The sequence below is a fragment of the Kitasatospora sp. MAA4 genome, assembly GCF_029893355.1.
Classification (GTDB): Bacteria; Actinomycetota; Actinomycetes; order Streptomycetales; family Streptomycetaceae; genus Kitasatospora.
This window is the reverse complement of sequence record NZ_JARZAI010000022.1, coordinates 40,342-66,555: the sequence shown is the minus strand read 5'-3', so window position 1 is coordinate 66,555 and position 26,214 is coordinate 40,342. Positions and strand designations below refer to the sequence as shown.

The 26,214-nt window shown below is 71.5% G+C and carries 27 protein-coding genes; 13 read left to right on the top strand and 14 right to left on the bottom strand.

The features are described 5' to 3' along the window. Positions 1-71 precede the first annotated feature (71 nt). The gene (locus tag P3T37_RS26615) at positions 72-737 is read left to right on the top strand and encodes an RDD family protein (protein WP_280726418.1); all 666 of its coding nucleotides are present in this window, start codon (positions 72-74) and stop codon (positions 735-737) included. A gap of 82 nt (positions 738-819) precedes the next feature. On the opposite strand, the gene P3T37_RS26610 is transcribed toward P3T37_RS26615, so the two are convergent. Further along, complete coding sequence (locus tag P3T37_RS26610) at positions 820-1,698, bottom strand: HEAT repeat domain-containing protein (RefSeq protein ID WP_280726417.1); 879 nt, start codon at positions 1,696-1,698, stop codon at positions 820-822. Positions 1,699-1,840: 142 nt separating this feature from the next. Between P3T37_RS26610 and P3T37_RS26605 the strand changes: the two genes are divergently transcribed. Next, positions 1,841-2,281 (top strand): NUDIX domain-containing protein, encoded by a 441-nt coding sequence (locus tag P3T37_RS26605; protein WP_280726416.1) that lies wholly within the window; start codon positions 1,841-1,843, stop codon positions 2,279-2,281. Between the two features lie 162 nt (positions 2,282-2,443). On the opposite strand, the gene P3T37_RS26600 is transcribed toward P3T37_RS26605, so the two are convergent. Together P3T37_RS26600 and P3T37_RS26595 are read right to left on the bottom strand one after the other, a co-directional pair. Beyond that, complete coding sequence (locus tag P3T37_RS26600) at positions 2,444-2,695, bottom strand: hypothetical protein (RefSeq protein ID WP_280726415.1); 252 nt, start codon at positions 2,693-2,695, stop codon at positions 2,444-2,446. Further along, positions 2,692-3,072 (bottom strand): ATP-binding protein, encoded by a 381-nt coding sequence (locus tag P3T37_RS26595; protein ID WP_280726414.1) that lies wholly within the window; start codon positions 3,070-3,072, stop codon positions 2,692-2,694. The genes P3T37_RS26600 and P3T37_RS26595 overlap by 4 nt, the downstream gene beginning before the upstream one ends. Positions 3,073-3,285: 213 nt before the next feature. On the opposite strand from P3T37_RS26595, the gene P3T37_RS26590 reads away from it, so the two are divergent. Together P3T37_RS26590 and P3T37_RS26585 are read left to right on the top strand one after the other, a co-directional pair. Further along, entirely contained in the window at positions 3,286-4,227 is a 942-nt protein-coding gene (locus tag P3T37_RS26590) for a helix-turn-helix transcriptional regulator (RefSeq protein WP_280726413.1), read from the top strand. Positions 4,228-4,238: 11 nt separating this feature from the next. Next, positions 4,239-4,433: a DUF397 domain-containing protein gene (locus tag P3T37_RS26585; protein ID WP_280726412.1), complete on the top strand. Its 195-nt coding sequence runs from the start codon at positions 4,239-4,241 to the stop codon at positions 4,431-4,433. Positions 4,434-4,496: 63 nt separating this feature from the next. Here P3T37_RS26585 and P3T37_RS26580 read toward each other — a convergent pair whose 3' ends face one another. Continuing rightward, positions 4,497-4,652 carry a hypothetical protein gene (locus tag P3T37_RS26580; RefSeq protein ID WP_280726411.1) on the bottom strand — a complete coding sequence of 52 codons (156 nt, stop codon included), beginning with the start codon at positions 4,650-4,652 and terminating at the stop codon, positions 4,497-4,499. Positions 4,653-4,976: 324 nt separating this feature from the next. Between P3T37_RS26580 and P3T37_RS26575 the strand changes: the two genes are divergently transcribed. From P3T37_RS26575 to P3T37_RS26555, 5 genes are read left to right on the top strand one after another with little or no spacing between them, the layout of a single operon-like run. Further along, complete coding sequence (locus tag P3T37_RS26575; RefSeq protein ID WP_280726410.1) at positions 4,977-5,267, top strand: hypothetical protein; 291 nt, start codon at positions 4,977-4,979, stop codon at positions 5,265-5,267. Further along, a complete protein-coding gene (locus P3T37_RS26570) occupies positions 5,260-5,868 on the top strand; it encodes a DUF6879 family protein (protein WP_280726409.1) in 609 nt (202 codons plus the stop codon). The genes P3T37_RS26575 and P3T37_RS26570 overlap by 8 nt, the downstream gene beginning before the upstream one ends. Further along, positions 5,868-8,267, top strand: coding sequence for a tetratricopeptide repeat protein (locus tag P3T37_RS26565; RefSeq protein WP_280726408.1), 2,400 nt, complete (start codon positions 5,868-5,870; stop codon positions 8,265-8,267). The genes P3T37_RS26570 and P3T37_RS26565 overlap by 1 nt, the downstream gene beginning before the upstream one ends. Before the next feature lie 47 nt (positions 8,268-8,314). Then, complete coding sequence (locus P3T37_RS26560; RefSeq protein ID WP_280726407.1) at positions 8,315-9,211, top strand: GNAT family N-acetyltransferase; 897 nt, start codon at positions 8,315-8,317, stop codon at positions 9,209-9,211. A 35-nt stretch (positions 9,212-9,246) separates the two neighbouring features. Further along, on the top strand, positions 9,247-9,711 hold the full coding sequence (locus P3T37_RS26555) for a hypothetical protein (protein WP_280726406.1): 465 nt from the start codon (positions 9,247-9,249) through the stop codon (positions 9,709-9,711). Positions 9,712-9,881: 170 nt separating this feature from the next. On the opposite strand, the gene P3T37_RS26550 is transcribed toward P3T37_RS26555, so the two are convergent. Continuing rightward, positions 9,882-10,724, bottom strand: coding sequence for a phosphatidylinositol-specific phospholipase C (locus P3T37_RS26550; RefSeq protein ID WP_280726405.1), 843 nt, complete (start codon positions 10,722-10,724; stop codon positions 9,882-9,884). A 373-nt stretch (positions 10,725-11,097) separates the two neighbouring features. On the opposite strand from P3T37_RS26550, the gene P3T37_RS26545 reads away from it, so the two are divergent. Together P3T37_RS26545 and P3T37_RS26540 are read left to right on the top strand one after the other, a co-directional pair. After that, positions 11,098-11,847, top strand: a complete 750-nt coding sequence (locus P3T37_RS26545) for a hypothetical protein (protein WP_280726404.1) — start codon at positions 11,098-11,100, stop codon at positions 11,845-11,847. Beyond that, positions 11,844-12,218, top strand: coding sequence for a transcriptional regulator (locus P3T37_RS26540; protein ID WP_280726403.1), 375 nt, complete (start codon positions 11,844-11,846; stop codon positions 12,216-12,218). Before P3T37_RS26545 ends, P3T37_RS26540 begins: the two co-directional genes overlap by 4 nt. Positions 12,219-12,234: 16 nt before the next feature. Here P3T37_RS26540 and P3T37_RS26535 read toward each other — a convergent pair whose 3' ends face one another. From P3T37_RS26535 to purN, 3 genes are all read right to left on the bottom strand, one after another. After that, positions 12,235-12,669 carry a VOC family protein gene (locus tag P3T37_RS26535; RefSeq protein WP_280726402.1) on the bottom strand — a complete coding sequence of 145 codons (435 nt, stop codon included), beginning with the start codon at positions 12,667-12,669 and terminating at the stop codon, positions 12,235-12,237. A gap of 103 nt (positions 12,670-12,772) precedes the next feature. Beyond that, positions 12,773-14,356 carry a bifunctional phosphoribosylaminoimidazolecarboxamide formyltransferase/IMP cyclohydrolase gene (gene purH / locus P3T37_RS26530; RefSeq protein WP_280726401.1) on the bottom strand — a complete coding sequence of 528 codons (1,584 nt, stop codon included), beginning with the start codon at positions 14,354-14,356 and terminating at the stop codon, positions 12,773-12,775. Then, on the bottom strand, positions 14,353-15,012 hold the full coding sequence (gene purN, locus P3T37_RS26525; protein ID WP_280726400.1) for a phosphoribosylglycinamide formyltransferase: 660 nt from the start codon (positions 15,010-15,012) through the stop codon (positions 14,353-14,355). The genes purH and purN overlap by 4 nt, the downstream gene beginning before the upstream one ends. Positions 15,013-15,467: 455 nt before the next feature. Between purN and P3T37_RS26520 the strand changes: the two genes are divergently transcribed. Continuing rightward, positions 15,468-16,196, top strand: a complete 729-nt coding sequence (locus P3T37_RS26520) for a hypothetical protein (RefSeq protein WP_280726399.1) — start codon at positions 15,468-15,470, stop codon at positions 16,194-16,196. 7 nt (positions 16,197-16,203) lie between these two features. Here the strand turns inward: P3T37_RS26520 and P3T37_RS26515 are convergent, their stop codons facing one another. Next, positions 16,204-17,625, bottom strand: a complete 1,422-nt coding sequence (locus P3T37_RS26515; RefSeq protein WP_280726398.1) for a DUF6350 family protein — start codon at positions 17,623-17,625, stop codon at positions 16,204-16,206. A 77-nt stretch (positions 17,626-17,702) separates the two neighbouring features. Here P3T37_RS26515 and P3T37_RS26510 point away from each other — a divergent pair, with 77 nt between their 5' ends. Continuing rightward, entirely contained in the window at positions 17,703-19,022 is a 1,320-nt protein-coding gene (locus tag P3T37_RS26510) for a helix-turn-helix transcriptional regulator (protein WP_280726397.1), read from the top strand. Between the two features lie 59 nt (positions 19,023-19,081). On the opposite strand, the gene sucD is transcribed toward P3T37_RS26510, so the two are convergent. From sucD to P3T37_RS26485, 5 genes are all read right to left on the bottom strand, one after another. Beyond that, positions 19,082-19,975 (bottom strand): succinate--CoA ligase subunit alpha, encoded by an 894-nt coding sequence (sucD, locus tag P3T37_RS26505; protein ID WP_280726396.1) that lies wholly within the window; start codon positions 19,973-19,975, stop codon positions 19,082-19,084. A 19-nt stretch (positions 19,976-19,994) separates the two neighbouring features. Further along, positions 19,995-21,170, bottom strand: coding sequence for an ADP-forming succinate--CoA ligase subunit beta (gene sucC, locus P3T37_RS26500; protein WP_280726395.1), 1,176 nt, complete (start codon positions 21,168-21,170; stop codon positions 19,995-19,997). Positions 21,171-21,450: 280 nt separating this feature from the next. Continuing rightward, positions 21,451-22,632, bottom strand: coding sequence for a VWA domain-containing protein (locus P3T37_RS26495; RefSeq protein ID WP_280726394.1), 1,182 nt, complete (start codon positions 22,630-22,632; stop codon positions 21,451-21,453). Beyond that, positions 22,629-24,977 (bottom strand): DUF5682 family protein, encoded by a 2,349-nt coding sequence (locus P3T37_RS26490; protein ID WP_280726393.1) that lies wholly within the window; start codon positions 24,975-24,977, stop codon positions 22,629-22,631. The genes P3T37_RS26495 and P3T37_RS26490 overlap by 4 nt, the downstream gene beginning before the upstream one ends. A 30-nt stretch (positions 24,978-25,007) precedes the next feature. Next, positions 25,008-26,102, bottom strand: a complete 1,095-nt coding sequence (locus P3T37_RS26485) for an AAA family ATPase (protein WP_280726392.1) — start codon at positions 26,100-26,102, stop codon at positions 25,008-25,010. Positions 26,103-26,214: the final 112 nt, after the last annotated feature.

The window sequence follows — 26,214 nt, the reverse complement described above, 5'->3', positions numbered from 1 at the left end:
CGCGCTCCGCTAATCTCACCCGCTGTCCCCACCGTCCCGAAGTCCGTACGTCACACCGCCCGGAGGCACCTGTGTCCTACCCGCCCGACCCCAACAACCCCTACGGCCAGCCGCAGCAGGCCCCGTACGGCGTCCCGCCGCAGCAGAACCCGTACGGCCAGCCGCAGCAGCCGCAGCCGGGCTACGGCTACCCGCAGCAGCCGCCCGCCGGCTACGGCGTGCCGCCGCAGGCCCCGTACGGCGGCTACGCCCCGGCCCCGCCGGTGCTGGCCAGCTGGGGTGCGCGCGTCGGCGGCTCGATCATCGACAGCCTGGTCATCTTCATCCCGCTGACCATCAGCTACGCCATCGGCTTCTCGATGCTGTTCAGCGCCGTCAAGAGCTGCTCCGTCGACCCGGACACCGGCCTCACGGTCTGCGCCAACTCCTCCTCCAGCTCCGCCGGAGCCGGCCTCGCGATCATCGGCGTCGGCGCCCTGCTGACCTTCATCCTCGGCATCTGGCAGCTGATCCGTGAGGGCAAGACCGGCCAGACCATCGGCAAGAAGGCCGTCGGCATCCGCCTGGTCCGCGAGATCGACGGCCAGCCGCTGGGCTTCGGCATGTGCTTCGTCCGCCGCCTGGCGCACGTCGTCGACTCCGCGCTCTGCGGCATCGGCTACCTCTGGCCGCTCTGGGACGACAAGGGCCAGACCCTGGCCGACAAGATCGTCAGCAGCCTGGTGATCCGCGCCTAGTAGTCCCCCGCACCCCGGCACGCCTGACGGCTCGGCTCCCACGACGGGAGCCGAGCCGTTCGTCACCCGCTGGAAGAGAGCCCTACGGCCCTGCCGTACGTCCGGCACCCGACACCCCAGGCGTCGCATCCAGGCCGACACTGCTGTGTACCGCGGTGGAACACGCGGTGATGGCCTCGTCGAGTCTCGACGTCTGCGCAGCGTCGTCGCCGAGCGTCTCCCGCTGCTTGAGCCGGCGCAGGGCGGGAAGCAGCTCCGGCGCGGCCAACTCGAACGCGGCCTCGATGACGTTGTCGGCGGGGTCGCTGCCTTCCAGCGCCGCGCCCAGCGCCGCCAGCATGCGCCGATCACCGCGCCGGGCCAGGCCGCGCAACGCCTCCGCGGCCGCGTCCGGGTCGGGATCGCCCACCCGCTCCAGCAGGGCGCGACGGATCTGCTCGCCGTCACCCGTCGATTCCAGCCCCAGACCGAAAGTCGCCCAGTCACGGACATAGTCCGACCGATCGCCGCTGAGCCGAATCAAGGCGGCGACGGCTTCCGGGCAGGCGGGATCTCCCGCGACCGACGGCAGCGTGAACGCCACCGCCTGGCGCACATCCTCGTCGTCGTGCCCCTCCTGCCCCAACACGGCGGCAAGGCCTCGACGGTCGGCGAGATGAGCCAGCGCGACCACCCCTGCCTGGATCACGTCGGACCGCCGGTCGGCGCAGGCCTCGATGGCGATCGGCAGGGTCTCCTCCAGGAACGGGCGCTCGGCACCCTCACCGAGCTGACCCAGAACGTTCAGGCCGATGATCCGCTCGCGCATGTCCCCGGCCCGGGCCACCACGCCCGCGGCCTCGAACGCCGACCGATCCGCACGGCGCTGGAACTCACCTACGACATCCCAATATTCATGCTCGTCCGGGTCCAGGAGCGCCGCAGCGCGCAGAACTTCAAGATCGTTCTCGTTACCGGCCACGCCCGCCAGGATAGTCAGACACCCCAAGCACCGCTCGGAATATCACGCCAACCGTCTGACATCGCAAGGAGGATCGTCCGCCGGCCGGGCAATACGTCCGCGCGGCCATCAAGGTGAGCGACCACCACAAGGAGCTGCTGCCGTGACGTCCCCCTTCGCAGATCCCGCTTTCGCCCCCGGCCTGCTCTTCGACGCCCAGGAGGCCGGGATCACCCGATTCGTCGTCGCCGCGGTCATTGCGGACGGGGGCCGCGTGCTGCTCCTCCGCCGGCCCGCCGACGACTTCATGCCGGGCCTGTGGGAGCTGCCCTCCGGGAAGGTCGAGCCCGGCGAGGAGTTCGAGAACGCGCTGCTGCGGGAGACCGAGGAAGAGACCGGCCTGACGATCGACCAGGTCACCGCCTACCTCGGGCAGTTCGACTACACCTCCAAGAGCGGCGCCCTCACCCGCCAACTCACCTTCGAGGTCACCGTCGAGAAGGCCGAGCCGATCACCCTCACCGAGCACGACGACCACACCTGGGCCGACCGCAGCGAACTACCCGGCGTCAGCGACGCCGTCCGGAAGCTGTTGACTCGCTGACCGGTCGGCCACCGACGATGCACCCTGCGCAACGGCCGCCCCCTGATGCTGCGACGCACCGCGACGGACTCGTGGGGCGGCCACTGGGAACCCCCGGGCGGAGGCCCCAGCCATCCAGGCCGGGGCCCTCCTTCGGCGTACGGGCTGTGACGCAGGTCAGCCCTACTCGTCGGCGCGGCGCACGTGCTCGCGCAGCAGATGGAGGAGGTTGGTGACGGTCGAGACCGGGCCGCCGCCGAAGACGACCAGCAGGTCTCCGTCGATCGCCCGGCCGCCGGTCTCCGCACTGGGGAAGACGACACCGAGCGGCTTGCCGAGGGCATGCAGTTGGTCGAGCAGGCCGCGCACCTGATCCACGCTCAGAGCGCGAGTCTCGGCATCGCCGGGCCGGTTGGGCTTCCAGGCGTCGCTCACGCGGCCGCCCCCTTGCTCAGGTGCGCCCACACGGCCTTGCCGTACGTCCGGCGCTCGACGCCCCAGGCGTCGGCCAGCCCGGTGACCATCAGCAGCCCCCGCTCGAACTCGGCTTCGCTGCTGATGAGTTGGGGAACGGGAACGCGGGGGGATTCGTCGGCGACGATGACTCGCAGAGCGCGGGCCGTGAGGAGGACGAGGACCACGGTCGGGGTGCCCTCGCCGTGGCGGTAGGCGTTGGCGAGCAGTTCGTAGAGGACGGTCTCGGCGTCACGCCGGTCGTCGCGCTGCCATCCGGCAGCGGTCAGGGTGTTGCCGAGGAGTTCGCGGTGAAGGTCCCAACTGGGGATCTGCCCAGGGGGCTTGAGGACGCACATGGGTGCTCCGCAGGATAGGGGGGTGCTCGCGTCGGGGCCGGCACCGTGAGCGTGAAGCAAGGCCCGGGCGTGGGCGTGCAGGTGCTCTTCGGTTGTCGGGGACGATTACTGACGGTCCGTCGGCTAAGCGATGTGCTACCGAGAGTAGGGCTACAGTGCCAACGTTGCAACCTACTTGGCACAGTCGCCTAGACTGGTCGTCCGCTCGCAAGGTTGACGCCCATCAAGCAGGTAGCGCGCCTGGAGCAAGTCGCGCGAGACTGCGTGCGCAACGAAAGGAAGGGCGTGGGACTGCGGACCGAGATCAGTGAGCGACAGCGCCGCGTGGGCGCCGAGCTGCGCCGACTACGTGAGAACGCGGGACTGTCCGCCCCTGAAGCCGGGGCGCGAATCGGCATTCGCGGACCGGCAGTGAGTCATATAGAGGCCGGTCGTCTCGGTATCAACCTTGAACGGTTGACCGCCTGGCTCGACCTCTACGGCTGCAGCGACTCACTGTTCCGCGAGGCACTGACCACGATGAGTCGGCGCACCGGGAAGGGCTGGTGGACGGCCTACCACGGCGTCGTCACACCATCCGCGCTCGATCTGGCGGAGTCCGAGGATAACACCAGGAGCCTCGCCAGTTACGAGACGCTGCTTATTCCCGGGCTACTGCAGATCGCGGACTACGCCCGCGTCATTCTGGCGAATAGCAGCAGCCGCGAACATTCCTTGCGCTTCCGGATCGACCGTCAAAGAATTCTTGAAGCCCACGATCCAACACCTCTTCATGCCGTCATCCACGAGAGCGCGCTACATCAACACTACGGTGGAAAGCAGGTCATGCGGGAGCAGCTACTCCATCTCCTGGAAGTAAGCGATCTTCCGCAAGTCACCCTTCAGATCCTGCCGTTCACCTGCCAGGAGTACGCCTCCACCGACACGCCCTTCATGGTGATGACAGCGGAGCACTCAGCCTTGGACACGGTCCTGATGGAGCATCCAGTCGGTTCGGTCTACTTGGCTGATCCGGCTGCCGTGTCCGTCTATCGCAGCCGGTTCAATCGCCTCACCGAGTTGGCACTTCCACCAGTGAACTCGAGTCCGTCCTCACGAGTCCACGCAGAACGGGACTCCTGGGGCCTGATTCAGCACATCCTGTACACCCTTTAGAGAAGGCACACATGACTACTCTCGACTGGCAGAAGTCGTCGTTCAGCAGCGATCAGGCCAACTGCCTGGAGATCTCCCGCGACGGCGACACCATCCTCGTACGCGAGAGCGACGACCCCGACCAGGTCGTCACCACCACCGTGGCCAACCTCGCGGTCTTCCTCAAGGGTGCCAAGGCCGGCGAGTTCGACCACTTCGCCGTCTAACTCCCGCATAGAAACGCCCTGAGGGCCGCCGGGTTTCGCCCGGCGGCCCTCAGGGGTGGTGCATCAGTGGAAGAAGTGCCGCGTCCCTGCGAGGACCCTGGTGACGCAGGTCTTCTTACTGCCGCGGCCGGTCTCGCGGTCGTGGCGGCGCGTGGTGACGTCCTTGGCCAGCAGCACCGCCGCGACACCCGCCAGGCTGGGTGGCTTGACCAGACACACGGTGGCGGACTGAACAACACGTCGAAACTCCGGCAGGGCAAGGTGACTTGGGAAGGCCACCCCGTTCAACCTGAGATTCGGTGCTTCCGCGACAGGCCGCCCTCAGCACCCTGAAGCACTGCGCGCCGCAGGCTCACATGATCATCAGGACGCTGCAACGCCCCTGCGCCAGCCGCGGCACCAACCTCCCCGAACAACACGGCTAGCGCGTTGGCGGACCAGGATTCGCGCCCGCGCCGCCCGTGCGCGGCGAATCCGTAGGCACGAGACCTCCGTTGCGCTAGCCTGGCACTCCAAGGGTTCAACTGGGCACGGAGGGTGACTATGAGCGTTTGGAGTCCCGACCCCCAGGCATCGTTCGTCCGTCGACTCGGTATCGCGCCGACGGATCCTGGCAGCGGTCGTGAACCGGGAGAGAGCGGCAGCACTGGCCAGACCGGCTGCCCGGACGTTTGGGAGCTGGACAACGGGGACGTCGTCGTCATCGGGCGCGACCTGACCGAGAACTACGCCGGGCTCTTGCCCAGTGGGGTCAGTGTCGGTGCGGACGAGCGGCTCGTGGTGATCCCCCGGGGGATGGCCAGGGCGGTACGGATGGACGTCCCGGATGCTTGAGGAACTGGCGGGCGCGCCGGGTGAACGGCTGATCGGCGACGCCTACTGGACGGACGTCGATGAACGCTTCTGGCGGACCGGTGAGCCGGGGTTCTGGAAGCTGGAGCGCCTCCAGGTATTCCAGGAGCCCACGAACGACAGCTGGGTCGCATTCTCCAGGGGAGACTGGCCGGGGGCCCTGGCCCTGATGGAGAGCAGCCGCGAGGTACTCGCCCAGGAGTACGCCAAGCAGCGGGCCAACGGGTTCGACACCTGGCGGATCCGGGTGGTGGAGCAGCCGCTCACCGATTACATGCGCTGGTCGCTGCGCGTGCTGCTCATGCGGGACGAACTCGGCGACCACATCCGGGTGATCGACGCCGGGCGGGTCCGCCCGTACGAAGTGGGCGGCGTACTGCCCGAGTTGATCACGCTCGGCGATGACGTGATGTACCGCCTGCTCTACGACGAGAACGGGCTCCAGGAGGGTGGCGTCCGCTATACCGGGCGCGATCTGGTCGTTCGCTGCCGGGAGTTCGTGCAAGGGCTCTACGGCAAGGGCGAGAGCATCGGGGAGTACCTCGCCCGCGAGGGGATCCTGTCAGCGCAAGAGCAGCACTGATGGCGCGCTCGTCCGACGAGCCCCCTCACCTCGAGTCCCATTCCGACCTGTCCGGCTCCGCGCACGACGTGGTGCAGGCCGGGAACGTGCACGGCGGAGTCCACTTCCACCAGGGGACGGACCCGGGTCGTCCCGCTCCCCCTCGTCAACTACCCGGAGACGTGGGGAGCTTCGTCAATCGCCACAATGAGATCCAGGCGCTCGACGCGGTCCTAGGGTCGGAGCGGGGCGGCGATTCGGGGGCCAACGGGGTCTACGTCATCACCGGGACCGCAGGCGTGGGCAAGACCTCGCTGGCCCTGCATTGGGCGCACGGGGTGCGCGACCGGTTCCCCGGCGGCCAGCTCTACGTGAACCTGCGCGGCTACGACCCGGGCGAACCGGTCACCGCGGAGCAGGCCCTCGACCACTTCCTGCGGGCCCTGGGCGTCACCCCGTCCTCGATTCCGGCACGCCTGGAGGACCGCTCCGCACTGTTCCGGTCGCTCCTGGCCGATCAGCGCGCGCTCGTGATCCTGGACAACGCGGCGACGGTCAGCCAGGTCCGGCCGCTGCTGCCTGGGAACCCGGACTGCCTGGTGCTGGTGACCAGCCGGCACCGCTTCTCTGGCCTGGTCGCCAGGGACGGCGCGCACCGGCTCACACTGGACGTGTTCTCCGAGCGGGACGCGGTGCGGCTGCTGCACACCGTCACGGCGGAGTACCGTGCCCTGCCCGACACCGACACCGACCTGTCCGAGCTGGCCCGCCTGTGCGCCCGGCTGCCGCTCGCCCTGCGGATCGCCGCCGAACGCGCGTCGAGCAGACCACTGATGCCCCTGAACGACCTGATCGCCGACCTGCGGGACGAGTCGGCGCTGTGGGATGCGCTGACGGCCGAGGAGGACGACGAGTCCGACGCCGTGCGGACCGTTTTCGCCTGGTCCTACCGAGCCCTGTCGGAGCCAGCCGCGCGGCTGTTCCGACTGTTGGGTCTGCACCCCGGCCCCGAGTTCGGCGCCTCCGCTGCGGCCTCGCTCGCCGGCACTACTGTCCCGGTGGCCCGCCAGTTGCTCGACGTCCTCACGGGCGCGCACGTCCTCGAACAGGCCGCGTACGGGCGGTTCCAGTTCCACGACCTCTTGCGAATCTACGCCGCTCAGCAGGCGGCGCAGCACGAGGGCGAGGAGGCCAGGGACAGCGCCCTGGCGAGGATACTGAGCCACTACCTCTTCGCCCTGGCCCGCGCGATCTCGCGCATGGCCCTGCTGGAGCGGCCCGTCCCGCTGCCCGAGCCGTATCCCGATGTGGTCGTGGAGGAGTTCACGGACCGCGCTGCGGCGTTGCAGTGGTTCGAGCTGGAACGGGCCAACGTGGTGTCCGCCGTCCGCACAGCCGCGGCCAGCGGCCAACACGAGGTGGCGTGGCGGATCGCCGCCCTGCTGCGCGACGTCTACATGCACCGCAACCCGTTCCAGGAATGGATCGCCGTATCCGAAACCGGTCTCGCTTCAGCCACCGCCATCGGCGACCGGCAGGGGCAGGCGGAGATGCGCGACAGCCTGGGCAAGGCGTACTTGCAGTCGCAGCGGCTGGACGAGGCCGAGCTGCACCACCGCGAGGCGCTGCGGCTGCGCAGGGAGACCGGCGACCGCTACGGCGAGGGCATCGCCGTCAACGCCCTCGGCCTGGTCGATTGGCGGCGCCGTCGGCTTGCGACCGCCGAGGCGCGGTTCCAGGAAGGACGGGAGATCTTCCGCGGCCTCGCGGATCTGCGCTGGGAGGCCCTGCTCCTGTCCAACCTGGGAATGACCCGGTTCGACGGGCTGCAGCTTGATGCCGCGGCGGCGGACCTCACCGAGGCGGTCCGGCTCTGCCAGGAGGCGGGCGACCGGGCCAACGAGGGGAACGCCCTGTTCTACTTGTCGATGACGCAACGGGAGCGGGGCGAGCCAGAGGCCGCCCTGTCCACCATCCGGCAAGCCCTCGACATCGCTCGGACGGACCGACTCACGGCCGCGGGAGCCTTCTGGCTCCTGGAACTCGCGCGGATCCAACGCGCCCTTGGGGAGCCGGGCGAGGCCCTGGTGTCCTGTCAGGAATCAGCCGTGACCCAGCGGCAGATCGGCGACCGCAACCGCGAGGCCGCGGCGCACGACTGCGCGGGCGAGGCCTACCGTGACCTCGGCCGCTTCACCGAGGCGGCCGGATTCCACCGCATGGCCGTCGTCACCTACCGCGACACCCGGGATCAGTGGGCCCTCGCCAATGCCCTGGTCAACCTGGCGCCGGCACTGTCCGGTGCCGGTGACGGAGAGGGGGCCGCGGGCTGCGCCGCGGAGGCCGCGGCGGTCCTGAGCGGCTTCGATGACGCGCGCGCGACGGCCCAGCGCGAGCGGATCGCGGGGCTGTTCCCGTGAACAAGCGCCTCGCGGCCAGCCTCGGAGCCGACCCCATCGCTCTTCTGATGGAACGTCACGACCGCAGAGTGGCCCAGATCGACCCCCGGATAGCCCCCGCGCCCCCGCTGGCGGAGGACCAAGAACTCGCCGTCTCCAGCAGGAACGGGTCAGTCGCGGCTGGCCGGATCGAAGAGTACCGATTCGGCAAGGACACGTTCGAGGCCCTCTGGGGTGCGCTGCGCCGCCACGTGTTGCAGGTACGCGTCTTCGGACCGGACCCCGCAGCGGCCTTCGACGAGGTACTGGCCGGACTGCTCAGCCAGCTCGGCGCTGGGCCGGATGCCCAGCTAGACACCGACCGGTCCACGGTGCTCACTTGGCCCAGCCTGGACACAGCCTGCGCCGCTCCGCTCGTCCGGCACGGCTTCGCCCCGCTGACCTCCCTGGTCCTCAAGCGGCTGGCGCAGCGGACGGATCCGCCGGGCGGAACGACTGTACGTCCCGCCCGGCCGGACGACCTGGAGCGGCTTGTCGGGCAGGCGGAGCGGCTGCACCTGTTCGAGACCCAACTAGGGGTGCTGCCTCGGCGGGCGGCCCTCCGGACCCTGCTGGCGGATGAGCTGGCCGGTGCCCTGGCGGGCGAGCCCTCCTTCGTGCTGACCGCGCTGATCGACGGCGTACCGGCCGGATTCCTGCACGGGACGTTCCCGCACGGCGCGTGGATCGAACAGCAGGTCACCACGGAGCCCACGGGGTACCTGTCCCGGCTGTTCGTCGAACCGGAGGCGAGGCGGAAGTCGGTGGGGCAGGCGCTGGTCGCCGCCGCACATGCGAAGCTCCGGGCACGTGGCGCGCAGGCCGTGCTGCTCCACCACAGCCTGCACAACCCGCTCGCCGCACCCCTGTGGGCGCGGGTGGGCTACCGGCCCGTGCTGACCACCTGGACGAGGAACTACGGCTAGCAGCAGGGGCAGGCATACGGGACGGGGTGGGTGTGGTGGAAGCGGAACTGGTGGGGCTGGCCTCATCGGGGGCGACGACCCTGGTAGGGCTGATGGTGTCGGATGCCTGGACTGCAGTGCGGGGCCGGATGGCCCGGTTCTTGAGCCGCAGTGCCGAGGGCGACGATGAGAATGAGACGGTACTCGGTGAACTTGAGAGCTCCCGAGCCGAGTTGACCACGGCCCGGGCGGACGGGGATAACGGGCTGGCGCGTGACGTGGAGGCGCAGTGGCGGATCCGGCTGCGGCGCCTGCTGGCCGCGGACCCAGGTGCGGCGGCCGAACTGCGCGCATTGCTAGATGAGTTGGCTCCACCCCGAGACGAGGGCCGGTACGAGGTGGTGCACAACGAGGTCTCGGGTGGGCGCCAGAACGTCGTGGTCCAGGGGCGCGACTTCTCACGGTTGACCTTCGGCGGCCGGGGCGGACCGCCGGCGGAGCCGGGCCCGGGCGGGCGGTGAGCGGGCCGGGGCCGGCGGCGTGCCCGATCCGGTGGCGCGGGGCAAACGGAGGCGGGAGGCCGGACAGGGCCGGCGAGTTCGACCACTTCGTCGCGTAAAACACCTGACGGGCCGTGGGCGATGCCCACGGCCCGTCAGTCGTCCAACCGCCCAGCAGGCCTACCCCACTGCTAGACGAAGTTCTTCTGCACCAGCATCGTCGGGATGTCCGAGTACGCGTCCGGGAAGTCCATCGGCACGATGCCGAAACGCGCCCGCTGGCTCGTCCGCGCACTCAGGTACGCGCGGACCCCGGGCATCAGGTGCTCGGCGTTGGTGTAGGGGATGCCCAAGTGACCCGCGAAGCTGGTGAAGTTGACGTACATCTGCTGTGCGCCCGGGTTGAGGAACGCCTGGTCGAACTGCGCGACGATGGCCTTGGCCTTCGCTGCCAGGCCGACGCGATCGTCCGGGTTTCCGTACTGATAATTGTCCTGGGTGCGGAACCAGGTGTCGCTGCCCCAGGTGATCTGCTGCCACTCGTTGCTGTCGTCGAAGTCGTTGAGCAGCACGATCCGGCCGCGTGCGGCGCTGAGCGTCGGCCAGGTGGAGGCGGAGTTGGGGTTGAGCCAGAACAGGCTGCGGAATCCCAGCTCATTGAAGTAGTAGTTGACGCGGCGCTTGAACTCCTCCCGGGCGAGGGCCTGGCCACCGGCCGACTCGTTGCGCAGACGCATGATCAGCGTCTCCCCGGGGTGCTGCGACAGAAAAGCACGACACTGGTTGAGGACGTCTTCGAGTCGGAGGTTCTGGTAGTACTTGTCGTGGTAGATACCCAGCTGGCTCGCCGTTCCCTGAAGCCCGTTGCAGCGAATGTCGAGGAAGCGGATACCCAGGCCGAAGAGCTGGTCGGTGATTCCCAGCCCCTGCGTCTTAGCGAAGGCCGCTCCGCTGCCGTTACCGTCGCAGCACGAATCGTGGGTGCCGGGAATGGTGAGATTGTTCAGCGTGATACTGCCGGACAGCGCCGACATCCAGCTCGTCATGGACGGGACTGCGGGATTCGCCTGCGCGGAGGGCGAGTTGAGGAGGCTCGCGACAGCGGCAGCTCCGCCCACTCCGACACCCCACTTGAGCAGATCACGACGGGAAGCACTCATGGCGTTGTTCCTCAACTCTTGAGACAGAGAATCCTTGCAGAACATCCGGTCTTGACGGAATCCGCAGCGTAGTCCGCACGATCTCTGCAAAGTAAGAGGAAGCGACCACATGTGCGGAATTCATGCCCTAACAGGCATGTCTCGCCTCCGGGTGCAACCGCGACACCCGTGGGTCGGACGACACGGGTGCGCGGCCTCGGCATCACGGTCTCTTGCCACAACTGGTTTGCGATGCAAAGCTGACGGCATGACAGATGCATCGGTGCCGTCGTCGGCCACCCCCCACGAAGTCCTGGCCCGGCTCGGCGACTTGACCCGCCGAGTCCGCTCGGCCCAACGCGGGACCTGGTTCCCGCTCCTGCTGCTCGGCGCGCTCACGCTGGGCGGCATCCTGGTCAGCCGCTTAACCTTCAACGTCGAGACCCTCCCCTGCCCGGCGAGCGGCCCCGCGACAGGCAGCGACTGCACCCTGATCAAGCAGGGCTCGCCGATCTACTGGCCGGTCGGGCTTGCCCTCGCCTACGCCGCGACGGCGTACTTCTACATCCGCCGCTCCCGCAACCGCGGAGTGGGCACCCCGGTCCGGCCGTACGTTCTCACCGGGATCGCCCTGGTCGGCCTGGCGACGGCCACCGCGTTCTGGATCCTCCACCAGGGGCCGGGTCAGCCCGGCAGCCGGGTCGACTTCTGGGGCCTGCACCTCGACCCTGGCTCCGGGGTGACGATGTTCCTCGAACGACTCGCCGGGAACGCCATGGCCGTCGGGCTCCCGCTGCTGGTGCTGGCCTGGGTGGAACGGAACCGCGCGCTGCTGCTGCTCACCGTGGTGTACCTGGCCGTCGAGCTGGTGCCGTTGACCACCGGGTGGGCCGGGATCGCCGTGACCTCACCCTGGTCCGAGCTGCCCTGCTTCGGTGTCCCCGGCATGCTGCTCCTGCTCGGCGCCCTCGGTTTCGGCCTGGCCGAGCTGTCCGGAAGGCGCGCTGATTCCTCATGAGCAAGCAGAGCGAGCAGAGCAAGCAGACCGAACAGACTCCCCCGGCCGACCAGCACCCCGTCAACGGCCTCGACGACGTGGTCCACCAGCGCGTCCGTCTCGGCATCCTCACCGTCGCCCACCAGGGGCGCAGGGTCGAGTTCGGCTTCCTGCGCACGGCCCTCGGCCTCACCGCCGGAAACCTCAGCCAGCACCTGGCCGTCCTGGAGAAGGCCGAACTGGTCCGCATCGAGAAGGGCTACGAGGGCAAACGCGCCCGCACCTGGCTCTCCCTCACCCCCGCCGGCGGCCGCGCCCTGCAGGACGAGGTCACCCAGCTCAAGCGGCTCATCCGGCAGATCGAACAAGGCAGTTCGGACTCGGAGTCCTAGCCCGAGCAGCGACCGCTCAGTCGAGGCAGAACTCGTTGCCCTCGACGTCCTGCATCACCAGGCACGACTCGTTCTCGTCATCGGCAAGCAGCAGCTGCACCCGCGCCGCGCCGAGCGCGATCAGCCGTGCGCACTCGGCCTCCAGCACGGCCAGCCGCTCCTCGCCCACGAGTCCGGTGCCGACCCGCACGTCGAGGTGCAGCCGGTTCTTCACGACCTTGCCTTCGGGAACGCGCTGGAAGAACAGTCGCGGGGCCCCATCCACGGGGTTGATCCAGGCGTACGCCGGGCCCTCGTGCTCGGGCGGCAGTGAGCGATCGTAATCGGCCCAGGTGGCGAAGCCCTCCGGCACCGGCGGTACTTCGTACCCCAGCACCTCGCGCCAGAAGCGGGCGACGCGCTCAGGTTCCGCGCAGTCGAAGGTGATCTGAACCTGCTTGATCGACGGCATCGAGCCATCGTAGAACCTCAACTGCCGGGGCGGGAAGGGAATTCGATCAGCTGTGAGAGCAGGACAGGCACAGGTCTCCGGGACCTGTGCCTGTCCTTTCGTCTCAGTGGAAGAAGTGCCGCGTCCCGGTGAAGTACATCGTCACCCCGGCAGCCGCCGCAGCCGCGACGACCTCCTCGTCACGGATCGAACCGCCCGGCTGGACAACGGCCTTGACGCCGCCGTCGATCAGGATCTGCAGGCCGTCCGCGAACGGGAAGAACGCGTCCGAGGCCGCGAACGACCCCACCGCGCGCTCGCCGGCCCGCTCGACCGCGAGCTTCGCCGAGTCGACGCGGTTGACCTGGCCCATGCCGACGCCGACCGAGGCGCCGTCCTTGGCGAGCAGGATCGCGTTGGACTTGACGGCACGGCAGGCGCGCCAGGCGAAGGACAGGTCGGCGAGGTCGGTCTCCGACAGGGCCTCGCCGGTGGCCAGCGTCCAGTTGGCCGGGTCGTCGCCCTCAGCGTCGATCCGGTCGACTTCCTGGAACAGCAGGCCGCCGCTGATCCGGCGCGCCTCGCGCCGCTCGCAGGGCGCCTCGGGGGCGCGCAGCACGCGGAGGTTCTTCTTGCGGGCCAGCACCTCGACGGCGCCGTCCTCGAACGCGGGGGCGACGACGACCTCGGTGAAGATCGGCGCGATCTGCTCGGCCAGCGCGACCGTCACCGGGCGGTTGACGGCGATCACGCCGCCGTAGGCCGAGACCGGGTCGCACTCGTGCGCCTTGCGGTGCGCCTCGACGACGTCGTCAGCGGTCGCGATGCCGCACGGGTTGGCGTGCTTGATGATCGCCACAGCCGGGCCGTCGTGGTCGTAGGCGGCACGGCGGGCGGCGTCGGTGTCGACGTAGTTGTTGTACGACATCTCCTTGCCGTGCAGCTGCTCGGCGCCGGCCAGGCCGCCGGTGCCGTCCACGTACAGCGCCGCGCTCTGGTGCGGGTTCTCGCCGTAGCGCAGGACGTTCGAGCGCTCCCAGGTGGCGCCGAGGAACGCCGGGAAGGCCTCCTCGCTCTCGGTGTAGCCCGAGGTCTCGAACCACTGCGCCACCGCGACGTCGTACGCGGCGGTGTGCGCGAAGGCCGTGCCGGCCAGCCGCTTGCGGGTCAGCAGGTCGAAGCCGCCGGACTTCACGGCCGCCAGGACGTCGGCGTAGCGGGCCGGGTCGACCACGACGGCGACCGAGGGGTGGTTCTTGGCGGCAGCGCGCACCATCGACGGGCCGCCGATGTCGATCTGCTCCACGCACTCGTCCGGGGTGGCGCCGGAGGCGACGGTGGCCTTGAACGGGTAGAGGTTCACCACGACCAGGTCGAACGGCTCGATGCCCAGCTCGGCCAGCTGCGCGCGGTGCGACTCCAGGCGCAGGTCGGCGAGCACACCGGCGTGCACGCGGGGGTGCAGCGTCTTCACGCGCCCGTCCAGGCACTCCGGGAACCCGGTGAGCTCGGAGACCTCGGTCACCGGGACGCCGGCGGCGGCGATCCGGGCGGCGGTGGAGCCGGTGGAGACCAGCTCGACCCCGGCGGCGTGCAGGCCCTGGGCCAGCTCCTCCAGGCCGGTCTTGTCGTACACGCTGACCAGCGCGCGCCGGATCGGGCGGACGTTCTCGGAGACGGGAGGAGTGGTGCTGGGGGCGGCGCTCATGCCGGAATCCATACCTTTCGGTCTTCAATACGGTGGCCTTCGCGGGCGAGGCGGCCCACGACGTCGACGAGCAGGGTGCGCTCGACAGCCTTGATGCGTTCGTGCAGTGCGTCGCCGCCATCGGCGTGGTCGGCGTCGGTGACCTCCACGACGCCCTGCGCGATGATCGGCCCGGTGTCCACGCCGGAGTCGACCAGGTGGACGGTGCAGCCGGTGACCTTCACCCCGTACGCGAGGGCGTCGGTGACGCCGTGGGCGCCGGGGAAGGCGGGCAGCAGGGCGGGGTGGGTGTTGACGATCCGTCCGGTGTACGCGGCCATGAAACCGGCGCCGAGGATCTTCATGAAGCCGGCGGTGACCACCAGGTCGGGCTGGTACGCCTGGACGGAGGCGGTCAGCGCGGCGTCCCAGTCGGCGCGGCCGGGGTAGTCCTTGACCCGGTGGACGAAGCTCGGGATGCCGGCGCGCTCGGCGCGCTCCAGGCCGGCGATGCCGCCGCGGTCGGCCCCGACCGCGACGATCTCGGCGCCGTAGGCGGGGTCCGCGGCGGCGTCGATCAGCGCCTGGAGGTTGGTGCCGGATCCGGAGACCAGGACCACCAGCCGGGCCGGGCGATCGGAAGGAGGCGGGAAGGCGAGCGTGGAAGCGGCGGCCACTGCGCGAGTCTCCGTATGTCGGGGTGCCTGCCCGCTGGTACGTCCACCGGCGGTGGGGCCACTACGGACAGACGGCAGGTCGAGCGGTCGGACGGGTACGCCGGGACACCCCGCTGCGCTGCGGGCCCCGGGGAACCTGGGGGAGCTGCTGACCGTCACCACGATAACGGCTGGTTGAACAGCTCCCGCACCTGGGATTCCGCTCCACGCGCGTAGATCCCGGGAGATGAGAGCGGGATCTCCTCCCGGGCGCATCCCGGGCGCGTCCAGGGCCACGGGACGCGGTTTCGCATCGAACGGCAGGCCGCCCGCTGCCGAGCTGCGGCCTGCGAGATCATGGGTGGCAGTGCCCCGCGCGCGGAGTACCGTCCCGCCGGTGGCGGGGTCGGGCCGACCCCGCCGCAGCTCCACCCCGGCCCTGCCGACGCCCGACAACGATGAGGACCCCGACGACCATGAGCAGCGGCAAGAACAGCGACGAGCGCAACCCCTTCGCGCCGCCGCCGGAGGATGCCCCGGACCAGCCGTGGCGGCCGCGCATTCCGCAGAGGCCGGCGGCCGGGGGCCGTCCCGGCGCCGAGGGTGAGCAGGGCGGTCAGGAAAGTGGCGAGCAGGGACAGCCGGGACGGCCCCCGGTGCCGCCGCCGCACCCGTGGAGCCCGAACTGGCAGGGCGGCGGCGGCCCGGGCTGGCCGGAGCGCCCGCAGGCCCCGCAGCAGCCGCGCTTCGACCCCAACGACCCGGTGCACCGCCGCTCGCGGTACGCGCTGGCGAGCGGCATGGCCAGCATGTTCTGCGGGCTGGCCGGCATCCAGTACGTCGCGCTGCTGCTCGGCGTGCTGGCGCTGTACTGGGGTGTCAGCGCACTCCGCGCGGCCGGCAAGGACGCAGCCCCGGCGACCGCCCCGGACGCCACCACCACCAGCACCGCCAGCACCGGGGACGCCGGCGCCCCCGTCGCCTGGCCGTACGGCCAGCGCACCCGTCCGCAGGCACCGGCCGCGCTCGGCGGCCTGCTCACCGGTGGTGTCGCGGTCGCGCTGGTGATGGGCTCGTTCGCGCTCAACGTCGCCTACAAGCCCTACTTCACCTGCCTGAACGACGCGTTGACCACCACCGCCGAGCAGAGCTGCTCGACCCTGGCACCGCAGTGGCTGGTCTCGTACACCAACCCGCCGAACTGATCGCCGGTCAGTTCTCTTCGACACCATCGCCCTCACCCTCACCCTCACCGCCGTCGCCGCGCCGACGGCGGAGCAGGGCGGGGGCGTCGCGCGCCGCCCGCCACCAGCCGGCCGCCCGATCGCTCCAACGGTCGCGCCACGGCTCCCCCAACTGATCGCGCTCCGGGCGCAGCAGCCACCAGCGCACCCCGAGGGCACCCGGCACGGTCAGCACCGCGAACCACCCGGCCGCCAGCACCCCCGCCCACCAGGGCGTCGGTCCGAGCGCGGCCATCCGGCCCGCGCCGAGCTCGCCGCCCGCCAACCAGGCGGCGAGCGCGACCAGCAGGCCCGAGCCCAGCGCGGCCCCGAGGGCCGCCAGCGCGGTCGCGCCGAGTTCCCACGGGTCCGACACCGGCACCTCGTCCGCACCCGGAGCGCGACCCGCGGCGCACCCGGCGGCGGCGCGGCCGAGCAGCCCGGCACAGGCCGCGCCGGCCAGCACCGGGACCACGAACACCGCGTACTGCCAACCCGCGCCCGCGTCCGGCACCAGCGCGAACAGCGGGAAGTCCGGCACCGCCCCGAGCACCACCCGCCCGGGCGCCACCGCCGTCCCCGTCCCCAGCAGGAAGCCCGCGCCCAGGGTGTACGAGGCGCACCAGACCACCGCGTTGGGCACCAGGAGCAGGCAGGTCAGCAGCAGGCCGGCCGCGCCGGAGACGCTGCCGCCGGTGAGCGCGCGGACCACCGGGTCGGTGCCGTCCGAGCCCAGCAGCACCGCGAGGGCGAAGAGCAGCGCACTGCCGGCGAGCAGCGCCAGCAGGCCGCCCGCCACGGACCTCCGGACGGCGGCGCCGAGTTCGGCACCGTCGGGCAGCGGTCCGGCCCACCGCTCGGACCAGGCCCGCAGCCGCGCCCCCTGGGCCGGCCACCAGCGCGGGACGGGGACGGCCCGGGCCCCGGCGGCGGCGGACAGGTACGTCAGCGCGGCCACCGCCAGCAGGTCGGGCAGCACCCGGGCGCGCAGGGCGGCGGCGGCCATCGAGCACTCCAGGGCGACCGGCAGCGCCACCGCGAGGTAGCCGGCGCAGACCGCGGCCGGCACGCCCCCGGTGCGAGCCCCCGTCCGCCGGACCACCCGCGCGCCCGCCCGGTACACCAGTACGACCATCAGCACGGTGGCGAGCAGCGGTGTCAGCGAGAGCGGCGCCTCGGCCGCACCCCGGGTCAGCGGCCCGCCGTGGGCCAGCAGCCAGACGCCGCCGACCAGTTTTCCCGCGTCACCCGCGGTGTCCTGCGGGTACGGCGAGAGGACCCAGAGGACGAGCACGGGAGCGGCAGTCGTCGCAAGCCCGACCAGCGCCGCGGTGAAGCCCGCGAGCGCCGGGCCGGAACTGAGCGAGCCGACGCCGCGCGGGATCGGACGGTCCATCAGGTGGTGCGTCATGGTCCCTCATGGTGCCAACGTCACCCGTCCTGCTCTGTGAGGAAGCATGCGGTCGCCGTGTCCCGGATTATCTGCTTATGTGTCACTTTCGAGAAGGTGCGCAGCCGGGCGCGGAAACCTCGCGGCTACTGCGACTGCTCTCCCCGCGCGAGGCGCAGGCGCTCGCACGACTGGTGGCCGGTGACGACACCCGTGCCATCGCCGAGGCCCTGGACGTCGCGCCGAGCACCGCGCGCACCCATCTGCACCGGGCGATGCGCAAGCTCGGGGTGCGGACCCGCGCCGAGGCCGCCGCGCTGCTGGCCCCGCCCGCGATCGAAGCCCTCCCGCCGACCCGGGAGGGCTTCGAGTCGCTCTACGCGCAGTGCCACGACGACCTGGTGCAGCAGACGTTCCTGCTCACCGCGGGCCGGCGCAGCGCGGCGCAGGCCGTCCGGGCGGCCTTCGGCTCCGCCTGGAACCGCTGGCCCGAGGTCTGCGCCGCGCCGGATCCGGAGTCCTGGGTGCGGGCCCGCGCGTTCGACGCCGCGCTCTCCCCCCGGCACCGCGTCGGCCCGCAACGCACCCGCGCCCGGCACCTGCCGCACCGGCGCATCCGGGTCGACGCGTCCGAGGAACAGCTGACGGAGCGTGACCGGGCGCTGCTCAGGGCGCTGCTGCGGCTCTCCCGCCCGCGCCGCCGCGACCTGGTGCTGCACGACGCGCTGGGCCTACCGCCCGCGGCGGTGGCCGCCGAGGTGCAGTCCACCACGGCGGGCGTCGAGGACCGGGTCCGGGCCGCCCGGGCCGAGCTGGCCCGCAGCGTCCCCGAGCTGGTCGGCGCCGATCCGCAGGTGGCCGGCTTCGGGCGGCGGCTCGGCGGGCTGCTGTACCGGGCGGCGGTGCGCGGCTGCCCGGCTCCCCCGCAGCCGGCCGCCGCCCTGGTGCGGACCACCGGACGGCTGCGCGCCGCGGCGCTGCCGGTGGCCTGCGGGCTGCTGGTGCTGGCCACCGCGGTCGCGGTGGGGGCCTCGCTGGACGGGAACGGGCCGTCGACGTTCTTCGCCCGCTCGCACCCGCTGCCGGTGTGCACCCGGGCCTGGAGCGGCAGCGCGGGTCCCGCCGCGTTCGGCGGAGCGGGCGGGCCCGGTGTGCGGAGCGCGTGGTGCGGGTCCGCGCCCGCCTCCACCGTGCTCGCCTCCCCCGCGCTCACGAGCCCGGCCGACAGCGGCGCGCCCAGCGCCGTTCCCAGCCCGCAGGCGCCGGCCACGGTGGCGGCCGACGCACCGCTGCCCCTGGTGGCGCCGACGGGCGCCGCCTTGGCCAGCTGCCTGCCGGTCCTCCCGCGCCCCTGCCACGCCACCACCGCCCGCAGCACACCGCCCGCACCCTGGCCGCCGTACCGTCCGGCGCACTGAACGCAGAAACGCCTCACCCCGGACCGGGAACCCGGTCCGGGGTGAGGCGTTTTCGAGCCTTACAGGCCGAGCGAGCCGATCAGCTCACGCGCCAGGCGGGCGGTCTCGGACGGCGTCTTGCCGACCTTGACGCCGGCGGCCTCAAGGGCCTCCTTCTTCGCGGACGCGGTGCCCGAGGAGCCCGAGACGATGGCGCCGGCGTGGCCCATGGTCTTGCCCTCGGGGGCGGTGAAGCCCGCGACGTAGCCGACGACCGGCTTGGTGACGTGCTCGGCGATGTAGGCCGCGGCACGCTCCTCGGCGTCGCCACCGATCTCACCGATCATCACGATGACCTTGGTCTCCGGGTCCGCCTCGAACGCCGCGAGGGCGTCGATGTGCGTGGTGCCGATGACCGGGTCGCCGCCGATGCCCACGGCCGAGGAGAAGCCGAGGTCGCGCAGCTCGTACATGAGCTGGTAGGTCAGCGTGCCGGACTTCGACACCAGACCGATCGGGCCGGTGGTGGTGATGTCCGCCGGGATGATGCCCGCGTTGGACTGTCCGGGGGAGATCAGGCCGGGGCAGTTCGGGCCGATGATCTGGGTCTTGTTGCCCTTGGCACCGGCGTACGCCCAGAAGGCGGCCGAGTCGTGGACCGGGACACCCTCGGTGATGACGACCGCGAGGCCGATCTCGGCGTCGATCGCCTCGACGACGGCGTCCTTGGTGAACTTCGGCGGAACGAAGATCACCGTGACGTCGGCGCCGGTCTTCTCGATGGCCTCGGCGACGGAGCCGAAGACCGGGACCTCGGTGCCGTCGACGTCGACCGTGGTGCCGGCCTTGCGCGGGTTCACGCCGCCGACGATCTGGGTGCCGGAGGCGAGCATGCGGCGGGTGTGCTTCATGCCCTCGGAGCCGGTCATGCCCTGGACGATGACCTTGCTGTCCTTGGTAAGGAAGATAGCCATGCTAGTTAGTCCCTCTTCCTTACTTGGCGTTCGCCAGCTCGGCGGCGCGCTCAGCGGCACCGTCCATGGTGTCCACCTGCTCAACGAGCGGGTGGTTGGCGTCGGTCAGGATCTTGCGACCCAGCTCGGCGTTGTTGCCGTCCAGGCGGACGACCAGCGGCTTGGTGACCTCGTCGCCCTTGGCCTTGAGCAGCTCCAGCGCCTGGACGATGCCGTTGGCGACCGCGTCGCACGCGGTGATGCCGCCGAAGACGTTGACGAAGACCGACTTGACGTCGGGGTCGCCCAGGATGATCTCCAGGCCGTTCGCCATCACCTCGGCGGACGCGCCGCCGCCGATGTCGAGGAAGTTGGCGGGCTTCACGTTGCCGTGCGCCTCACCGGCGTAGGCGACCACGTCGAGGGTGCTCATCACGAGACCCGCGCCGTTGCCGATGATGCCGACCTCGCCGTCGAGCTTGACGTAGTTCAGGCCCTTGGCCTTGGCGGCCGCCTCGAGGGGGTTGGCCGCGGCCTTGTCCTCGAGCGCCTCGTGCTCCGGCTGGCGGAACTCGGCGTTCTCGTCCAGCGAGACCTTGCCGTCGAGCGCGATGATCTTGCCGTCGCCGGACTTGATCAGCGGGTTGACCTCGACGAGGAGGGCGTCCTCGGCGATGAAGACCTTCCACAGGCTGACCAGGACGTCGGCCACCTGGTCGGCGACCTCGGCCGGGAACTTGGCCGCGGCGACGATCTCGCGGGCCTTCTCCGGGGTGCAGCCCTCGTTGGCGTCGACCGGGATCTTGGCGAGCGCGTCGGGGTTCTCCTCGGCGACGACCTCGATCTCCACGCCGCCCTCGACGCTGGCCATCGCCAGGAAGGTGCGGTTGGTGCGGTCCAGCAGGAACGAGACGTAGTACTCGTCCTTGATGTCCGCGGTGGCGGCCAGCATCACCTTGTGAACGGTGTGGCCCTTGATGTCCATGCCGAGGATGGCGGCGGACTTGGCGACGGCGTCCTCGGGGTCCGAGGCGAGCTTCACGCCACCGGCCTTGCCTCGCCCACCGACCTTCACCTGGGCCTTGACGACAGCACGCCCGCCGAAGCGGGTCGCGATCTCGCGGGCGGCCTCGGGGGTCTCGATGACCTCGCCGGCGAGCACGGGTACGCCGTGCTTTTCGAAGAGGTCCCTCGCCTGGTACTCGAACAGGTCCACGTGTGTTCGTCCTTGTTCGTGGTCGCGGATTGTGTCTCTACGAGCGTGCCACGGCAGGATCTTCGCTGCGGGTCGTCGGGGCGGTGCGGGTACGCAGAGTTTGTGGCCTTGCGGCCCACACAGCCACGGGCGCACACGTCAATCAACACGCGCGTCACGTCCGTCTGGCAGGTTATCCCCGACCGGCGGGCGTGATTCGCCGCGGGCCCGCTCCGCTTTGGTGAGAACCGTCACAACGGGCGTACGGCGGCGTGCCGCACGCCCCGTCGGGCGCTGGTGCTCAGGGGCGCTCGGGGACCGGCAGCGGACGCTTCTCGATCGCGGCGGCCATGATGTCCGGGAAGGCGTCCGGGGTGCAGGCGAAGGCCGGTGCACCGAGTGCCGCCAGGGCGGCCGCGTGCGCGTGGTCGTAGGCCGGGGCGCCCTCGTCGGAGAGCGCGAGCAGGGCGATGAACTGCACGCCCGCCGCCTTCATCGCGGCCACCCGCCGCAGCATCTCGTGGCGGATCCCGCCCTCGTAGAGATCACTGATCAGGACGACGACGGTTTCCGCCGGACGGGTGATCTTCGACTGGCAGTAGGCGAGCGCGCGGTTGATGTCGGTGCCGCCGCCGAGCTGGGTGGCGAAGAGGACGTCCACCGGATCGGCCAGTTGCTCCGTCAGATCGACCACCGAGGTGTCGAAGACGACCAGCCGGGTGTCCAGGCTGCGCATCGAGGCGAGCACCGCGCCGAAGACCGCCGAGTGGACGACCGAGGCGGCCATCGACCCGGACTGGTCGATGCAGAGGATGACGTCCTTCTTCACCGCACGCTGGGCGCGGGCGTAGCCGACCAGGTGCTCGGGGACGATCGTGCGCTCCTCGGGCAGGTAGTTCTTCAGGTTGGCCCGGATCGTCCGGTCCCAGTCGATGTCGCGGTGGCGCGGGCGGTTCACCCGGGCGCTGCGGTCCAGCGCGCCGCCCAGGGTGGCCCTGGTCCGGTCGGCGAGCCGGCGCTCCAGCTCGGCCACCACCTTGCCGACCACCATCCGCGCGGTCTGCCGGGTCGTCTCGGGCAGCGCGTGCTTGAGCGAGAGCAGCGTGCCGACCAGGTGGACATCCGGCTCCACCGCCTCCAGCATCTCCGGTTCGAGCAGCAGCCGGTCCAGGCCGAGCCGGGAGATCGCGTCCTGCTGCATCAGCTGGACGACCGAGGTCGGGAAGTACGTGCGGATGTCGCCCAGCCAGCGGGCCACCTGCGGGGCCGAGCCGCCCAGCCCGGCGCTGCGGGCGCTGCCGGGGGCCGCAGCGCGCCCGGGCTCCGGCGCACCGCGATAGAGGGCGGCCAGTGCGCGGTCCATGCCGGCGTCCTGACCGGTCAGCCGGCAGCCCGTGCCGTCGGCCTCGCCGCCCAGGACCAGCCGCCAGCGGCGCAGGCGCTCGGCGCTCTCCGGGGTGGTGTCGGCGGTCGGCGTGCTCATCGGTTGCTCCCTCGGTCGGGCTGGCGGGGGATCTGCGGGCGGGGTACGGCCTCGGGCAGGCGCAGGCCGAGCAGCAGGGCCACGGTCGGCAGCGCGGCATCGGCGCGGTCGGCGTCGAGTGACTCCTCGCCGGCCGGGCCCGTCGACTGCCCGGGGCCGGCGGCGCCGAGCGGACCGGCGGCGACCCGCGAGCCGACGGTCTGCCGGACGCCTGCCTCCAGCGCCGAGAAGGTCCGGCGCAGCAGCGGCAGGACGTCGGTGAAGGTCTCCGGCGACACGCCCGTCAGCCACTGGTCGAGCATCTCCAGCAGCTGCGGGTCGTGCAGCAGCAGGGCCCCGCCGCCGGAGAGGAAGCCCTCGATCCAGCCGGCCGCGTCGGCCGGGGCGCTGGCCGTCGAGAGCACCAGGCGCATCCGGCGGCCCGCCTCGGCCGAGTCGAGCCGGGCGTCGTCCAGCAGCAGCCGGACGGCCCGGCCGCGCAGCAGACCCGGCACGCCGGTGGCCGGCCCGGACGAGGGCTCACGGCGGGCGAGCGACTGGAGGGCGGCGGCCCAGCGGTCAGCGAGCGAGTCCGACGTTCCGGTGCCCTGTTCGAGCAGGCCCACCGCGGCGTGCACCGCGTCGAGGCGGGTGCGCATCGCGCTCGCGCCGTCCGCGTCCAGCCCGGTGCAGGCGGGTGGCAGGCCGACGCAGATCCGCTCGGCGAGCCCGCGCGCCACGCCGTCCAGCGCGCTGCTGTCGGTGCCCCGGACGTCCCCGTAGCGCAGCGCCCGGACCAGCGCCGGGAGCGCCTCGGCCAGGTGCCCCGCGTCGGTGTCCAGCGCCGCGCGGTCGGCCAGCGCGCGCATCACCGCGGGCAGCGCGTCCGGCAGCCGGGCCACCAGGCAGTGCTCCGCCAACCGGGTGAGGTCGGCCAGCTCGGCGGCCTTCGCGGCGAGTTCGGCCACCTTGCCGGTGGCGGCCTGCTCCACCGTGGTCCCCCACTGCGCGGCCTCCACCACCCGGACGGCGTACTCCGGGTCCCAGCGCAGCTGCCAGCTCTCCCGGAACGTGCCGGTCGACTGGACGGCGGAGCGGGTCTCGGTGCCCCAGCCGATGCCGAGCAGCAGCAGCCGGTGCAGCAGCAGCGAGCGGGACGCGTCCAGCTCCTTGCGCAGGTCCAGGACCAGCTCGCGGGTCTCCGTCTCCGGCTTGAGCCGCAGGCTGCGCTGAAGCCGCGTCAGGTCCCGCTGCAACGGCACGGTCGGGGTGGCGGACGGCACCTCGCCGAGCGCCTCGCCGACCACCAGCCGGTCGTGGACCAGCGCGAGCGCCACGTCGGAGCCGTCGCACAGGACGGAACGGACGGCGTCCAGCGTCTCGCTCAGCCCGGGGATCGGCCGCCCGCGCAGGGCGGCCAGCGTGTCGGCGAGCCGAACCGCCTCGATCACGTGCGCGGAGGAGACCGGGTGGTCCTCGGCCCGCAGCAGCTCGGCGGCCCGGGTCATCCAGCGGGCCGACGCGTCGCGCTGGGTGCTGAAGAGGTGGTGGTACCAGCCGGGCGACTCGATGCCGGCGCCGTAGCCGGTGTGCTGGGCGAGCCTGCGGTGCGTCCAGGGGACCCAGGTGATCTCGGTCTTCAGCTTCTTCGGCAGCGTGGCGAGCAGCGCGCGGTCGGCGGCGACGGTCGGCATCGCTGCGGGCGCCGCGCTCAGCGCCGGGACGTGCCAGGCGCCGCAGACCACGGCGATCCGGCGGTGTCCGGCGCGGCGGGCGGCACGGATCTGCTGGCGCATGTGCGCCTCGCGCAGGTCGTCGCGCCGGGTGGTGAGCGCCGGGGCGCCGGGCGGCTGCTCGCGCAGTGCCGTCATCGCCTCCGCCAGCGCCTCGAACGGCGCGAGCGGGTCGTCGCCCGCGCCGGGGGTGCGGTGCTCGACCACGTCCTCCCACCAGCGCTCGGCGTCGTCCTGGCCGGCCGCCTCGGCGAGGACGGCGATCGGATCCAGACGCTGTTCCCCTTGCTCACTTCCTTCGGTTGCCAGCGCGAAGCCGTACGCCGCCGGCAGGTCGATGAACCGGACGGGCAGCTCCTGCGCCAGCCCGTACTGGATCGCCACCCACTCCGGGGAGAAGGAGGCGAACGGCCAGAAGCCGGCCCGGGCCGGGTCGTCCACGGCGTGCGCGAGCAGCGCGACCGGCGGGACCATCTCCTTGTCCGCCGCCAGAGCGATGATCGGATCGGCCTCGGCAGGCCCCTCGATCAGCACCGCGTCCGGCCGCAGCCGCGCCAGCGCGGCCTCCACCGCGCGGGCCGAGCCGGGCCCGTGGTGCCGGATGCCCAGCAGGGTCACGTCGTTGTCACTCATCTCAGCCCTCCTCCTGCCCTCCGGTCTGTCTCAGCGGGAGAGTTCGCGCGCGGCCCGGTAGAAGTCCTTCCACCCGTCCCGCTCGCGGACCACGCCCTCGACGTACTCGCGCCAGACCACCTGGTCGGCCACCGGGTCGCGGACGACCGCGCCGAGAATGCCGGTCGCGACGTCCCCCGCGCGCAGCACGCCGTCGCCGAAGTGGGCCGCCAGCGCCCGCCCGTTGGTGACCACCGAGATCGCCTCGGCGGTGGAGAGCGTGCCGGTGGGCGACTTGACCTTGGTGCGGCCGTCCGCCGTGATGCCGTCGCGCAGTTCGCGGAAGACCGTGACCACGCGGCGGATCTCCTCGGCGCCGCCCGGCAGTTCGGGCAGGTCGAGGGAGCGGCCGAGCTGCTCGACCCGGCGGGTGACGATGTCGACCTCCTCGTCCAGGGAGGCCGGCAGCGGCAGCACCACGGTGTTGAACCGGCGGCGCAGCGCGCTGGAGAGTTCGTTGACGCCGCGGTCGCGGTCGTTGGCGGTGGCGATCAGGTTGAAACCGCGGACGGCCTGCGTCTCGCTGCCCAACTCCGGTATGGGGAGCGTCTTCTCGGACAGGATGGTGATCAGACTGTCCTGCACGTCGGCCGGAATGCGGGTCAACTCCTCGACCCGGGCGATCTTCCCGTCCGCCATCGCCCGCATCACCGGAGACGGGACCAGGGCGTCCCGGCTGGGCCCGTGGGCGAGCAACTGCGCGTAGTTCCAGCCGTATCGGACCGCCTCCTCGGGCGTCCCGGCGGTGCCCTGCACGAGCAGCGTGGAATCCCCACTGATCGCGGCTGCCAAGTGCTCGGACACCCAGGTCTTCGCCGTCCCCGGCACCCCGAGCAGCAGCAGCGCCCGGTCGGTGGCCAGCGTCGTCACCGCCACCTCGACGATCCGGCGCGGCCCGACGTACTTGGGCGTGATCACCGTGCCGTCCGGCAGCTCGCCGCCGAGCAGATAGGTGGCCACGGCCCACGGCGACAACCGCCAGCGTTCCGGACGCGGCCGCTCGTCCTGCGCGGCCAGCGCGGCGAGTTCGGCGGCAAACGCGTCCTCGGCATGCTGCCGGAGAACCTCGGGAGTGGTGGTGGTCATAGGACGGCTCCTAGGTCGGCCACAACAGGCGCAGATGACAGACCGCGGGCCACCTTCGAACGCCCCCGACCTGCAACAACCACCCTGCCCCACCCCACTGACAACGCCGGGT